Annotated in this window: 19 protein-coding genes and 1 tRNA gene; 4 read left to right on the top strand and 16 right to left on the bottom strand. The window is 63.3% G+C overall.

Annotation, left to right across the window (positions count from 1 at the left end; translation table 11 throughout):
• Positions 1 to 143 precede the first annotated feature (143 nt).
• From BXA00_RS21240 to BXA00_RS21220, 5 genes are all read right to left on the bottom strand, one after another.
• A complete protein-coding gene (locus tag BXA00_RS21240) occupies positions 144 to 350 on the bottom strand; it encodes a cold-shock protein (protein ID WP_042794090.1) in 207 nt (68 codons plus the stop codon).
• Positions 351 to 651: 301 nt separating this feature from the next.
• A complete protein-coding gene (locus BXA00_RS21235; protein WP_076520389.1) occupies positions 652 to 1,215 on the bottom strand; it encodes a DUF924 family protein in 564 nt (187 codons plus the stop codon).
• Positions 1,216 to 1,353: 138 nt separating this feature from the next.
• The gene (locus tag BXA00_RS21230; RefSeq protein ID WP_006220190.1) at positions 1,354 to 1,557 is read right to left on the bottom strand and encodes a cold-shock protein; all 204 of its coding nucleotides are present in this window, start codon (positions 1,555 to 1,557) and stop codon (positions 1,354 to 1,356) included.
• Between the two features lie 370 nt (positions 1,558 to 1,927).
• Entirely contained in the window at positions 1,928 to 2,248 is a 321-nt protein-coding gene (locus BXA00_RS21225) for a hypothetical protein (protein WP_076520388.1), read from the bottom strand.
• Positions 2,249 to 2,340: 92 nt separating this feature from the next.
• On the bottom strand, positions 2,341 to 2,739 hold the full coding sequence (locus tag BXA00_RS21220; protein WP_076520387.1) for a hypothetical protein: 399 nt from the start codon (positions 2,737 to 2,739) through the stop codon (positions 2,341 to 2,343).
• 124 nt (positions 2,740 to 2,863) lie between these two features.
• Here BXA00_RS21220 and BXA00_RS21215 point away from each other — a divergent pair, with 124 nt between their 5' ends.
• Complete coding sequence (locus BXA00_RS21215) at positions 2,864 to 3,163, top strand: DUF2513 domain-containing protein (RefSeq protein ID WP_076522051.1); 300 nt, start codon at positions 2,864 to 2,866, stop codon at positions 3,161 to 3,163.
• 7 nt (positions 3,164 to 3,170) lie between these two features.
• Here the strand turns inward: BXA00_RS21215 and BXA00_RS21210 are convergent, their stop codons facing one another.
• The 3 genes from BXA00_RS21210 to BXA00_RS21200 all read right to left on the bottom strand — a co-directional run bounded on the left by BXA00_RS21210 (position 3,171) and on the right by BXA00_RS21200 (position 5,135).
• Entirely contained in the window at positions 3,171 to 3,458 is a 288-nt protein-coding gene (locus BXA00_RS21210; RefSeq protein ID WP_076520386.1) for a hypothetical protein, read from the bottom strand.
• Between the two features lie 107 nt (positions 3,459 to 3,565).
• On the bottom strand, positions 3,566 to 3,952 hold the full coding sequence (locus BXA00_RS21205; RefSeq protein ID WP_076520385.1) for a RidA family protein: 387 nt from the start codon (positions 3,950 to 3,952) through the stop codon (positions 3,566 to 3,568).
• A 25-nt stretch (positions 3,953 to 3,977) separates the two neighbouring features.
• Positions 3,978 to 5,135: a DSD1 family PLP-dependent enzyme gene (locus BXA00_RS21200; RefSeq protein WP_076520384.1), complete on the bottom strand. Its 1,158-nt coding sequence runs from the start codon at positions 5,133 to 5,135 to the stop codon at positions 3,978 to 3,980.
• A 124-nt stretch (positions 5,136 to 5,259) separates the two neighbouring features.
• On the opposite strand from BXA00_RS21200, the gene BXA00_RS21195 reads away from it, so the two are divergent.
• Positions 5,260 to 6,174: a LysR family transcriptional regulator gene (locus tag BXA00_RS21195; protein WP_076520383.1), complete on the top strand. Its 915-nt coding sequence runs from the start codon at positions 5,260 to 5,262 to the stop codon at positions 6,172 to 6,174.
• Between the two features lie 17 nt (positions 6,175 to 6,191).
• On the opposite strand, the gene BXA00_RS21190 is transcribed toward BXA00_RS21195, so the two are convergent.
• A complete protein-coding gene (locus BXA00_RS21190) occupies positions 6,192 to 6,590 on the bottom strand; it encodes a RidA family protein (RefSeq protein ID WP_076520382.1) in 399 nt (132 codons plus the stop codon).
• A 153-nt stretch (positions 6,591 to 6,743) separates the two neighbouring features.
• Between BXA00_RS21190 and BXA00_RS21185 the strand changes: the two genes are divergently transcribed.
• Complete coding sequence (locus BXA00_RS21185; RefSeq protein WP_076522050.1) at positions 6,744 to 7,052, top strand: hypothetical protein; 309 nt, start codon at positions 6,744 to 6,746, stop codon at positions 7,050 to 7,052.
• Between the two features lie 37 nt (positions 7,053 to 7,089).
• On the opposite strand, the gene BXA00_RS21180 is transcribed toward BXA00_RS21185, so the two are convergent.
• Both BXA00_RS21180 and BXA00_RS21175 read right to left on the bottom strand, forming a co-directional pair.
• On the bottom strand, positions 7,090 to 7,347 hold the full coding sequence (locus BXA00_RS21180) for a hypothetical protein (RefSeq protein WP_076520381.1): 258 nt from the start codon (positions 7,345 to 7,347) through the stop codon (positions 7,090 to 7,092).
• Between the two features lie 104 nt (positions 7,348 to 7,451).
• Complete coding sequence (locus tag BXA00_RS21175) at positions 7,452 to 9,101, bottom strand: intermembrane transport protein PqiB (RefSeq protein ID WP_076520380.1); 1,650 nt, start codon at positions 9,099 to 9,101, stop codon at positions 7,452 to 7,454.
• A gap of 160 nt (positions 9,102 to 9,261) precedes the next feature.
• Between BXA00_RS21175 and BXA00_RS21170 the strand changes: the two genes are divergently transcribed.
• The gene (locus BXA00_RS21170; protein WP_076520379.1) at positions 9,262 to 9,747 is read left to right on the top strand and encodes a GNAT family N-acetyltransferase; all 486 of its coding nucleotides are present in this window, start codon (positions 9,262 to 9,264) and stop codon (positions 9,745 to 9,747) included.
• A gap of 13 nt (positions 9,748 to 9,760) precedes the next feature.
• Here the strand turns inward: BXA00_RS21170 and BXA00_RS21165 are convergent, their stop codons facing one another.
• From BXA00_RS21165 to BXA00_RS21145, 5 genes are all read right to left on the bottom strand, one after another.
• Entirely contained in the window at positions 9,761 to 10,069 is a 309-nt protein-coding gene (locus BXA00_RS21165; protein WP_076520378.1) for a carbohydrate isomerase, read from the bottom strand.
• Between the two features lie 66 nt (positions 10,070 to 10,135).
• On the bottom strand, positions 10,136 to 10,993 hold the full coding sequence (gene kdsA, locus BXA00_RS21160) for a 3-deoxy-8-phosphooctulonate synthase (RefSeq protein WP_076520377.1): 858 nt from the start codon (positions 10,991 to 10,993) through the stop codon (positions 10,136 to 10,138).
• Between the two features lie 90 nt (positions 10,994 to 11,083).
• Positions 11,084 to 11,797 carry an aquaporin Z gene (gene aqpZ / locus BXA00_RS21155; RefSeq protein WP_076520376.1) on the bottom strand — a complete coding sequence of 238 codons (714 nt, stop codon included), beginning with the start codon at positions 11,795 to 11,797 and terminating at the stop codon, positions 11,084 to 11,086.
• 286 nt (positions 11,798 to 12,083) lie between these two features.
• Positions 12,084 to 12,293, bottom strand: a complete 210-nt coding sequence (locus BXA00_RS21150; protein WP_076520375.1) for a cold-shock protein — start codon at positions 12,291 to 12,293, stop codon at positions 12,084 to 12,086.
• A 376-nt stretch (positions 12,294 to 12,669) separates the two neighbouring features.
• Positions 12,670 to 12,756, bottom strand: a tRNA-Leu gene (locus BXA00_RS21145).
• Positions 12,757 to 12,772: the final 16 nt, after the last annotated feature.

Below are 12,772 nucleotides of genomic sequence, written 5' to 3'. Positions count from 1 at the left end.
TGCCGGGACAAAAAAAAAGCCCCACGCATAAGGTGGAGGCTTGACGAGAAAACCAACCCGATCCCCACGAAGCCGTGCGCTGAGTGGGGATTGTTCTATTCAGGGCTAGAACATTGGGAGCCCGGTGCGCGACCCTGGAGGCCTCAGGCCGCGACCTTGATGTTCTTGGCGCTGGGACCCTTGGGACCGGTTCCAACGTCGAACGTGACGCGTTGGTTCTCTTGAAGCGACTTATAGCCTTCGCTACGGATTTCGGAGTAGTGAGCGAAAAGATCCTTGCTGCCGTCGTCGGGCATGATGAAGCCATAACCCTTTTCGGCGTTGAACCATTTGACGATGCCGGTTGCCATGGGGATGTCCTTGACCTAAAAAAGCGATTGCTCGCGGGGCGCCAGATCATCAAGGATGGGAGAGGATAGCAACCGCGGCACCACTGACGGCGACCAAGGAGAACGCAGACCGCGTCGCTTGAGAATCTCGCTGAAATCAGTTTATTGGCGAACGTCGAAAAACGTCAAATAGCCGAAAGGGCTGCTTTAGCCCGCCCACAGCCGCTCCGCACCAGCAAAACAGGGCAAACCGCAAGCGGTTGGATGGGGAAAATTTTCAACTTGCCACCCACCGATACAGGTGGATACCGTGCGGTGCGGGCTACCCCGCAAACCCGCCCGAATCCAGGAACGCAAGCTCGGCCGGGGTCGTCTGGCGCCCCAGGGCCGCATTACGGTGCGGGAAGCGCCCGAAGCGCGCGATGATGTCGCGATGCAGGACGGCCCAGCGCAGGGACTCGGGGCCAAGCGGTTCCATCAGGGAGACGCCACGGTCCTGCGCGGCCAGGTTCTCGGCATGTTCAAAGGGAAGATAAAAGAACTGGCGGACGACGGCATCCACCTTGAGGTCGTGCCCCGCCGCAATCGCTCGCTCGGCAAAATGCAACGCGAGAGCATCGGTCGCAAACATGTGCCCGGTATCGCGATAGGCGTTACGGGGGAACTGGTCCAGGAGAATCATCAGCGCCAGGGCGCCCGTCGGGTCATCGAGCCAGCCATCCAACTGGCGCGCTGCGGCCGCCATGTGCGCCGGCTCGAAACGGGCTTTGAATTCCGCATCGAACTGCGCGCTTTTGTTGAACCACTGCTTGGGGCCGGCATCCAGCCAGAATTGCGCCACTTCCTGTGGCTGTGTGGCAATAGGCAGGTCGGATGTGGCGGTCATGGAGGCGGCGAGTCCTGAAAGCAAGAAAAAAAACAACGGGGTCGCACAACGCGCGGCGGACTTTTATCGGCCGCCGCGCATATCGACCAAAAACAAAAAAAGCCCCACGAGGGGGCTTTTTTGCGAAAAATCAGAACCTTACAGGACCTGAATCTTCGTGGCTTGCGGGCCCTTGGGGCCATTGGCCGTCACAAAGCTGACGCGCTGGTTCTCTTCCAGAGACTTGAAGCCCGAGCCCTGAATTTCGGAGAAGTGGGCGAACAGATCCTTGCCACCCGCTTCCGGGGTGATGAAGCCATAGCCCTTTTCCGAATTGAACCACTTAACGACGCCGGTTTCCATACTGTATTTCCTAGAGATAATGGGCAAATGCCCGGAGGTCACGAATCAATCAAGGAGGGGACAGTAGAACAATAACGCTGAGCCGGAAAAGGCACGGCACTGATCGAAAATCGCAACGCTTGTGATCGTGTGCCGATACTATCGTTATGTTCCCCTCACAAGTCAACATAATCCTAAAAAATACGTGCCAATAATGCAACAAAGAGAAACTGCGCAGTTATTTCGCACGTTTATTTAGGCAACAAGAAGCCCTGCATAGGTGTTAACACCCATACAACCAAAAAAACAAACAGGGCTTATATAAATGCCATCAAAAGTGCGCACAACCTTCAATACGCCGTTTGGATGACACCATGGTTTGCCGCCAGGCTTACTCTTCGATAGGTAAACCCAACAAGTCGAGCGCCGCACCAAATGCATCGGGGCCCGAGCAAAGGAAAACCGCCACGTCGCCGGGGTTCATATTTTCCAGGACTTGGTCGATCTGTTCTTGCGCATTATCAACATTGTCGACATTAGCAGCGTGTATGTCCGCTCCGGCGTCGACTTTTTCGCGCGGCACGATGTCTGCGATTGCATTGAGATCGGTGACGCCCATGACGACATAGGCGCTGATGCTCTCGCCATCCAGCGTGGTGTGCAGCTCTACGCCGCCCGCTACGTCGGCAACGTGCCGACTGAGTATTTCCATTTCCATCTTCCTTGATTTGCGGGCCTGGCCCGCCTGGGCACGCACCGCGCAGGTGCACTCGCACGCCCAGGCGCGACTATAACAGCCTTGGGCTATCGTTTCTTGACATTCGGACCAAGCGAAGGGCGCGCAGCACCCGAAGTGGCCGCCACGCTGCGGCAGCGCACCCCGGCGGCGGTCAGGACGCGGGCGAGCGGCTTCTGTGCCGCAAGGAATGCGGCCTTCTCGTCGCCCGCGAGTTTGCAGAGGAACAGTTGGGCCTGGAGCTGTGTGCGGCGGGCCTTGCGGTTGTCGGCCTCTTGGGCGAGCCAATCGCCCACCCAGGACGCCGCCGCGTCGGCGTCGCCCTGCTGCTTGACGTGCCCCAGCAGGTCGTAGACGGTCACCCCGTCGATGCGCTCATCCTCGCCGCGCGAGAGAAACAGCTTGGCGGCCTGGCCCGTGTAGCCGGGGACGACTGCCAGGCAGTCCCGTTCTGCGGGTTTTTTCATGGTGTATTCGCGTGTGGTTTATCGAGAACCCCGGACTGTAACGCAGGCGCGTGCGCAGACCTATTGCTGCAGCCGAAGTCTGCTATTGTCATCGTGTTCTTTTTATCCCTTCATGGTGGACATCATGCAACGCGATTTCGATCTGGTCGTCACGATCCTGGGTGCCCTGCGCGACGCTCCCGGCCCCAACCTGAGCACCCACGACATCAAGAATGCCGCGCTCGCGCCGCATCCCGAAGAACAGGGCCTGCAGCTCATCGCGCATCACCTGGACCTGCTGGAAGACGCCGGCCTGGTCAAGCAGATCAGCGAAACCGCCGCGACCGCGGGCGCGACGCGCTGGCGCATCACCTGGAAAGGCTACGACGCCCTCGAGCAGGACGAGGACGACGAAGAGGACGAGGATTACGACGCGGAAGAATGACGCGGTGTCAGGGATGATCCGCCCGGCGGCGCTGCAGGATGCGGCGCGTGAGCAGCGACGCCGCGGCGGCGATGACCAGGCTGAACATGAAGGCGGCGATCGACAGCATCGCCGCCAGATCGCTAAAACCGCCCTGGCGCGCCAGCAGCAGCACCGCCGCGAAGATGGCCGCCGCCAGGGCAACCACTCCCATCACCATGTGCTTGACTGCACGCAGCCGGCCGCACACGGCGCCGCCAGCCAGCGCGGCGGCGACCAGGGCAGCCATGGACCAGAACAGATACTCGTAGTGCATGTGGACGGTCTCCGCCGAGGGCATTGAGGCGCACGCATTATAGGCGGCGTCCGCCCCGCCCCTTTGCACTTCCCCACCCGCCGCGGTTCGCAGGACGACCGCAGCGCTCAGCCCACCGCCACCACGGCGATTTCCACCAGCGCCCCGTAATGGAGTTCCCGCGTGGGCACGATGACCCGGGCCGGACGGTGGCTGCCAAAGCAGGCTTCGTAAACCGCATTGACCTCGTCCCACAGGCTGACGTCCGGGATGTAGACCGTGACGTTGACCACCGAGGTCAGCGCCGAGCCAGCGGCCTCGAGGATCGCCTGCACGCTGCGCAGGGCTTGCCTTGTCTGCTCCGCCGCGCCAGATGCCAGGACGGGGCGCAGTCCGGGACCCGCGGGCGGCAGAAAGCCCAGTTGTCCCGAGACGAACACGAACCCATTGGCGCAAACCGCCTGGGAGTAATGCCCGGCGGGCGGGGTGGCGTCGTGCGTTTGAATGAATTGCATGCCGGATCCTTGGTGGCGGGGCGGCCTACCAGCCGCGAAAACGTTCCCAACGCGCCACCACGCCTGGTTCCCCAGGACGCACGACTTCATAGGCGTCGTGCTGCGCGCACGTGGCGCACGCATGATTCGGCACAATGCGCAGTTTGGCGCCGATGGGCAGATCGGGCAGGACGGCGGTGCTGCCGGCGCGCAGCTTGATGATGCCCTGCTCCTGGTTGGTTTCGGCCAGCAGCACATCCGGATAGACCTGGCCATCCACATCGCATACCAGCCCGTACAACTGATCCACCGGCTGCTTGGCGGTGCCCCGGTCGCGCGACATTGCCATCCAGCCGGCGTCGACCAGGATCCAGCCTTTTTCGGGCTGGTGGCCGATCACGGTGGTCAGCACTGTGGCGGCGATGTCGTCGACGCGGCATACGCCCAATCCGGCCATGACCAGATCGAAGAACACGTAGACCCCCGCGCGGACTTCGGTCACGCCGTCGAGATGGCGCGCGAAGTGCGCGGTGGGCGTGGATCCGACGCTCACGACCGGGCACGGCAGGCCCGCTGAGCGGATCGCCTGCGCACAGCTCACGGCGGCCAAGCGCTCCTGTTCGGCCATGTCGGCAATGGCCTCGACGCTGCGGCAGCCATAGGACTCACCGGCGTGCGTCATGACGCCGCGCAGGCAGCCGACGTCGTCATGCAATGCGCGGGCAATCGCCAGCAACTGGTTTGTGTCCTTGGGCTGCACGCCGGCGCGGTGCCCGTCGCAGTCGATTTCGATGAGCGCCGGAATGCACAGGCCGCCTGCTCTGGAGCGTGCCGCCACGGCCCGCGCCGCCTCGACGCTGTCCACCACCACGGTCAGGTCGACGCCGCGCTGGCGCAATGCCACTACGCGGTCCAGCTTGGCGGGCGACACGCCGACCGCGTACAGGAGGTCCGTGACGCCCGCGGCGGCGAATTGCTCGGCCTCCTGCAGGGTCGACACGGCGGCCGGCCCCTGGGGCGTTGCCATGAGCCGGCGGGCGACCTCGATGGATTTGGGCGTCTTCAGGTGGGGGCGCAAGGTGACGCCGTGCCTGGCCATCAAGGCATTCAGGCGTTCGATATTGCGCGTCATGCGCGCTTCGTCGAGCAGCAGGCAAGGCGTTTCCAGGGAGTCCAGCGTGCGCGTGGCGCTTTCCAGGTTCATGGCAGTCTCTTGGACGAAACAGTAAGGGCGGGCATCACGGCCCGCGCGAATCAGCACGGAGTATGGCGCGGATACAGCTTCCCATGTTTAATCCAATATTAATCTTCCATTAAGGGCTGCCTAAATGCTGACTACCGAGGACCTGCGCTTTTTCCTGTGCCTTGCAGCGGCCGGCTCGCTCGCCCAGACGGCGCGCTCGCTGGACGTGACCCCGCCGGCCGTCACGCAGCGGCTGCACGCGCTGGAAAGGCGTCTGGGAGTGCGGCTGGTCAACCGGTCCGCGCGCGGCATCGCGCTGACCGATGAGGGTCGCCTCCTGGCCATGCGCGCCGGGCAGATCTGCAACGAGCTGGGCGATCTGGCCGATGAGCTTGCGGGGCGCCGGGGCGTGGTGGCGGGCCATCTTCGTGTGGTCGCACCGCTGGGTTTCGGTCAGCGATTCATTGCCGGGCTGGTGGCGGACTTTCGTTCCGCCAGCCAAGACGTCACGGCGAGCCTCACGCTGTCGGACGGCCCTCCCCGCCTGGCCTCGGACGATTGGGACGTCATGGTGCATATCGGCGAGTTGCGCGATTCCGCCCTCGTCGCCCATCCCCTGGCGCCCAACCGGCGCATCTTGTGCGCATCGCCTGCCTACCTGGCGCGGCGCGGTGCGCCGGCCAAGCCGGAAGACCTGCGCAATCACGACTGCATCGCCTTGCGCGAAAACGACGAGGACGTGACGCTTTGGCGGTTCAGGCATGCGCACGGAGCCGCCATGGGTGTGCGCATTGCGCCGATCCTGTCCAGCAATGCGGGCGCGACGGCGCTGGAATGGGCGCTGGCCGGGCACGGCATCGTGGCAAGGTCGGAATGGGACGTGGCCGCACATCTGCGCACGCGCGCGCTCGTCCCCTTGCTGGCGGAGTGGAACCTGCCCGATGCGAATGTGGTGGCGCTGGTGAAGTCGCGGCAGGAGCTGTCCGCACGTACCGCCGGCTTCCTGGCGTGCCTGCGCGCCGCGTTCGCCGCGCCGCCCTGGCGGGAAGCGTCGGCCTAGCAGGCCGGCGCGGCTGGTCAGTCCAGCATTGCTTCCGCCTCGATCTCGATCAGCCATTCCGGCAGCGACAGGCCGCTGACGATGATCCACGAAGACGGGGGCGGGTCGACCTTGAAGCGGTCGCGCAGCGCCTGTGCGACGACCTCCTGTTCAGTGCGGACCGTGTCGCAGATGTAGATGCGCAGCATGATGACCTGCGCCAGGTTGCCGCCCGCGGCGGCCAGGACCCGCTCGATGTTGTCCAGGGCGGCTTCGGTCTGCACCTGCAGGCCCGGGCCAACCGTCCGCTCGTTGGCATCGACGCCAACCTGGCCCGACAGCAGCATCCGGCGCTGCCCGGTCACGATGACGGCCTGGCTGAAGCCGTACTGCACGGAATTGAAGACCGTATCGGGATTCACGACGGTTCGGGACATGATCGGCTCCTTGGACTGCCGGCGTTGCGCGGCGGGCCATTCTAGCAACAGGCGTTATCGACACACGGTGGCGGCGCGTCGACCAAACGCGGTATGGATTGACGTGCCCGCCTTTGCTACGCTGGTTTCACCTGATCAGCCAGGGTGATGGCCATGAGCAACAAGATCCGAGTCCTGTGCATCCAGCCCGCCTCGATGTCGGCGCGCTTCGCTTTCCTGGCCATCGCCTTGAAATGGTCGCTGGGCGTCACGCCCCGCCCTTCCCGTCTGCAGATCGGGCCGCATGATCTTGCGCCCGAGGGGTCGGAGGCGGCCTTCTGGCAGTTCGCGCTGCGCCACGCCTGCTCCAGTCAGTCCATTCTTGTCACCCGCGACGACCGTTGGGATGTGTCGGCGTCGGTGGATGGCGACGAGGTCAGAGCCTTCGGCCGGACCTTCGCGCTGCGGCAGTGCCTGTATTGACTCGCCCTTTGTTGACTCGCCCCCTTTGTCCCGCGCCTCAGGCGTCGAGCGGGGCCTTGCGGTGATATGCCGCCATTTCCTCGGGGGTCCAGCGCTGGCGCGCTTCGTCCTGGCAGCAGGTGCGGTACACCAGGGCGCCCACATCCAGGAAACGCTTCATTTCGGCTTCGGATAGTTTTCCCTGCACCTGCAACAGGCAGTCCGCCAGGGTAGAGAGCACGCCATCCCATCCGTCGAACCTGCCCGGCGCAACCGGCAGCGTAATCATGCGCGCCATCATCTCACTATGGTCCATGCTGAATCTCCCCTGTGACGCGGCGCCCTACCCAGACTGGCAGAGGGCTCCCCGGGATGCCCAGCAAGTGGCGTTCCCGGCCGGTCACGGCCGGTCAAGGCCGCTTAGCGAGAGGGCGCGCGCGCCGGCACGGTATCGGGCGCCCGGCCGCGCAACAAAGAGCCCGGATGGGTCTGCAGGTAGTCGGCCAATTCGCGCAACGACCGGGCCGTGCGGGCAAGCTCTTGCAGCAGCGTAGCCGTATTGACAGGCAGACCCGCGTCGGGGCTTAGCATTCCGCCCACGACGGCAAGCGATTTGCCGGCCTGACGCAACATGGCGGACGCCTCGGGCGCCAACTGCGTGTCCAGGCGCTTGACCAGCCTGGACGTCCCCTGCAGCAGGTTGCCCACCTCGGCGCCCAGGCCATCGAAGGGAATCCGGTCGAGCTTGGTAAGGATGCTGTTTAGCTGGAGCTGCAACTGATCCAGATTGTTTGGCACGGTCGGGATGAAGGGCGCTTCTTCCATTTTGAATGTGGCCGGATCGGCATCGGGAAACACCGCCATGGCGACATAAAGCTGGCCCGTCAGCAGATTGCCGATGCGCAACTGCGCGCGCAGGCCGCGCTCGATCATGGCCGCCATCAGTTTGCCGCTGGGATGTTCCAGCGAGGACCCCGAAAACTCCCGGATCTCTTCAAACGTCTTGGCGCCCAGTCGCTCGGGATAGAGGGTGGCGCCCACGAGCGCGTAGAACTGATTGGTTGTCCGATCGAGTTCCAGGCCGATGGAATCCACCTGGCCGACTGGGGCGCCGAATGCGTCAATGGGCGCGCCGACGGACAGCCCCCGCACCGACTGGTCAAACCGCATGCGTATGCGCAGCGGCAAGCCGTCTGGCTGCGCACGCGCGGCCGTTTCGGACGAGTAGATCGGGAAGGAGGCGTTGGGCTTGGCCGCGGCATGCAGACGCGTCTCGATGGTATCGAAAGCCACGCCGCCCACGATCACCGACAGCAGCGATTGCGACCGCACTTCCAATCCCCTGGAGTCCACCGAGAAATCCACGCCGCTCGCGTTCCAGAAACGCGTGCCTTCGTTGACATAGGCGTCATTGGGCGCATCGACGAACACCTGAATGTCGACCCCCTTGCCACTGCTGTCCAGGCGATAGCCCACCACCTGCCCAACCGAGATGCGCCGGTAATAGACAGGCGATCCGATGTCCAGCGAGCCGAGATCATGGGCCTTCAAGGTAAACCGCTTGCCCGGGCGATCCTGCGTCACTTCGGGCGGGACCTCCAGCCCGACGAAGGAAAACTTGGTGGCCTTCTCGGGTATGTCCTTGGCGTTGTGACCTGCCGGATCCAGGCCGATGTATGCGCCGGAGAACAAGGTGCTCAGCCCCGAGACGCCGCTCAGGGTAAGGCGCGGGCGCACCACCCAGAACACCGTTCCTTCCTGCAGGAGACCGGCCGCCTCCTTGTTGAGCCGTACCGTCGCCACGACGCCCGTGCGGTCCGGATTGAGCGCCACGCGCTGCACGATGCCTACATTCACTTCTTTGTAGCGGACCTGCGTCTTGCCAGACTCCAGCCCCTCCGCGGTCTGGAAGCTGATCGTGGCCTGCGGGCCCGCCTCCATCCAGACCCGCAGCACGAGCAGCAAGCCGCCAACCGCCGCAATGATCGGCACCAGCCAGATCCAGGAAAACCGCCGGCGGCTCCCGGCAGGCGGGGACGTTTTACCGGGGGCAGGAGCGATCTCGGGCATTGAGGAAACCCTCGGGAATGCGGAACCGGACTCTAGGCACAATCCCGATCAAGCGTCGCGCCAGGCGGCCCGCCGCGCAACAAGGGTATTCCCGACATGCCGGCCTGCCCTCGCACCCAATAGCGGGTAGGATAGCCATCCCCATAAACAGGAATGCTCCGTGAATATCGAAATCCGTCCCGCCGCTCCGTCGGACGCGGCCCAGATCCATGCTTTCATCACCGAACTGGCCGTTTACGAACGCGCCGCCCACGAGGTGATCGCCAGCGCCGAAGATGTCAGGCGCACCCTGTTCGCCGAAGGCGCGCCCGCGCGGGCGCTGATGTGCCTGCTGGATGGCAAGGCCATTGGCTATGCCGTCTACTTCTACAGCTATTCCACGTGGCTGGGAAAGAACGGCATTTATCTGGAGGATTTGTACGTCACGCCAGAGCACCGCGGCATCGGGGCCGGCCGCGACCTGTTGCGCCACCTGGCGCAAGAAGCGGTCGCCAATGGCTGCGGGCGGCTGGAATGGAGCGTGCTTGACTGGAACCAGCCCGCCATCGACTTCTACCAATCCATCGGCGCTCTGCCGCAGGACGAGTGGGTGCGCTACCGGATGGCCGGCGAGGCGCTGCGCAATTTCGCCGAGGGCCGACGCTAGGGCTGGCGGCCCGTCAGAACTCTGGCAGGTCGAACAGCGTGTGCAGCGTGGAGCTGGGCACCGGCACCGACGCAAGGTGCTCGCGCCCGCCGTCATCCACCAGCACGCGCACCGCGCGCGATGCGACGGTCAGGCCGTCCACGCTGATCGCCGTTTCGACTTCCGCGCCATCCTTGATGAGTTCGATGACTTCGGAAGCCGCGGCGGTCGTGGGTTCCGAAATCCATCCGGGCACGCCGCGCACGGCCTGCCCCCAGCGCACGTAGGCGATATGGCCGCTCACGGCCTCTTTGCGCACGGCGACGATCACATACAAAGACATCCAGGCCTCCCTATTGTGTGGCCTGGATCGTATAACAGCTTGGCGTATCCGAGATGACCGCCGATATCAAGGTTCGATGTCGATGGGCGCAAAGGACTTCACCAGATCGTCCAGCTGCTTGAGCTGGGTCAGGAAGGGTTCGAGCTTGTCCAGGGGCAACGCGCTGGGGCCGTCGCATTTTGCGTTCTTGGGATCCGGATGGGCTTCCAGGAACAGGCCCGCCAGGCCGACCGCCATGCCCGCGCGGGCCAATTCCGCCACCTGCTCTCGGCGCCCGCCCGACGCGGCGTCCAGCGCCGAACGCTGTTGCAGCGCATGCGTCACGTCGAAGATCAAGGGGCGGTTGCCGGACACTTTTTTCATGACGCCAAAACCCAGCATGTCCACCACGAGATTGTCGTAGCCGAAGCTGGTGCCGCGATCGCAGAGGATCAGCTTGTCGTTGCCGGCCTCGGTGAATTTCTCGACGATATTGAGCATCTGCGTGGGGCTCAGGAATTGCGGCTTCTTGATGTTGACGATGCGCTGCGTCTTGGCCAACGCCACGACCAGATCGGTCTGCCGAGCCAGGAACGCCGGCAGTTGCAGGACGTCGACCACTTCGGCGACGGGGGCCGCCTGCCAGGGCTCGTGCACGTCGGTAATGACGGGAACGCCGAACTCCTTTTTCACGGCCTCGAAGATCTTCATGCCCTCTTCCAGGCCCGGGCCGCGGTACGAATGGATGGACGAGCGGTTGGCCTTGTCGAACGAGGCCTTGAACACATAGGGGATGCCGAGCTTGGCGGTCACGCGCTGGTATTCCTCGCAGGCACGCAGGGCAAGGTCCTTGGATTCCAGCACGTTGATGCCGCCGAACAGCACGAAAGGACGATCGTTCGCGCAGGCGATCGAGGAAGAAATGACGACTTCTGGGGCGGTCATGATGGGCAATCCTGTAAAGATGAGGCAAGTGATAGTGCGTAATGTACAACCTGCCCCGCCCCTGCCTCATCTGCCGCCCGGCGGCCGCCCCTACGCCCGCTCTTCGGCTGGCACGCTGACCAGCCGATACGCGATGGCGCCGATGATCGCTCCCGCCACCGGCGCGACCCAGAACAGCCACAGTTGTTCCAATGCCCACCCGCCGACGAACAGCGCGGGCCCGGTCGAGCGCGCGGGATTGACCGAGGTGTTCGTGACCGGGATGCTGATCAGGTGGATCAGCGTCAGCGCCAGGCCGATCGGAATGGCAGCAAACCCCGCAGGGGCCCGCTTGCTGGTGGATCCCAGGATGACGAACAGAAAGCCCGCGGTCAGCACCACCTCGGTCACCAGCGCGGACAGCAGCGAATATTTGCCGGGCGAGAATGCGCCATAGCCGTTTGCGGCGAAGTGGCTACCTTTCAGGTCGAAGCCCAGCTTTCCGTTGGCGATGCACGCCAGCACCGCGGCCGCCGCGATGGCGCCTAGCACCTGGACGACGACGTAGGGCAAGATCTCCTTGGCGGGAAAGCGCCCCCCTGCGACCAAGCCGATGGTGACGGCGGGATTGAAATGCCCGCCGGAAATATGACCCACGGCAAAAGCCATGGTCAGCACCGTGAGCCCGAAGGCCAAGGCGACACCAGCGAAACCAATGCCAAGTTCCGGAAAGCCTGCAGCCAGCACGGCCGCCCCGCAACCGCCCAGCACCAGCCAGAACGTGCCGAAGAATTCGGCGCCGCAACGCTTGGATAGCGAGTACATGTCTACTCCTGGATTACGAAATCTAGAAGGTATCGCCAAGCGCGTATTGCAACAGTCAAGGATTGATAATCTTGACGATTCTTGTCTGCCATGCGCGAGCGGCCGTAGCCGGCCTCAACAAAATAGCCGCGCTTGAAAGTCCGGACGATCCGGCAAACGGGCGATGCGCAATGATGGAGACGGGGGCGTCAGGCCGCCCAAAACCAAAGGGCCGGATCCTTTGCTTCAAAGGATCCGGCCCTGCTACCTGCTACAGGCTGCTCGGCTATCGCGAGCAACCTGCCTATTAAATCGCTTTGATCATCGTCGCCGTGGGGCCTTTCTGGCCTTGGCCGGCAACAAACGAAACACGCTGGTTCTCTTCAAGAGACTTGTGTCCGTCACCCTGAATCTCAGAGTAATGGGCGAAGAGGTCTTTGCCACCCAGCTCCGGCATGATAAAGCCGAAGCCCTTGTCGTTGTTGAACCACTTCACAATACCAGTTTCAATCTTCAATGTAAGTCCTTGATGTACCGGGAAAATTATCCCTGGAGCCACTATGGACGAATACCTGCGACAAAGATATAGCAGTTTCAAATTGACACATTTAGCAGGGTGGCCGCGCGGTGGTTGCGGAAGGATGGTTTTGAAGGTGGCGGACGCGGATCGGCGCGCGCAATCGAGTCTTTGTGGAGCGGTGGGCGCCGAGAGGAAATGGGATCGCGATACGAACGCCAGGAAGTCGACCTGGGCTGGGAATCGGATCGCCGTGAACGATTTAAATATTTAAATGTCAGCTAGCGATACATCGAAGCGCCGCATCGTGAGACACATCGTTGATGTGCAAGGTATTGGCGATACCCGATCGGCGATTTGGAACGATGTAGAAAGTTGGTGCGAAGGAGGGGACTCGAACCCCTACACCTGTTACGGCGTCAGGACCTAAACCTGGTGCGTCTACCAATTTCGCCACCTTCGCAATAGGCCAAGCCCGC

The sequence above is a fragment of the Achromobacter sp. MFA1 R4 genome, assembly GCF_900156745.1.
Taxonomy (GTDB): domain Bacteria; phylum Pseudomonadota; class Gammaproteobacteria; order Burkholderiales; family Burkholderiaceae_B; genus Achromobacter.
The sequence above is the reverse complement of the archived record's forward strand: the minus strand, read 5'-3'. Positions and strand labels throughout refer to the sequence as shown.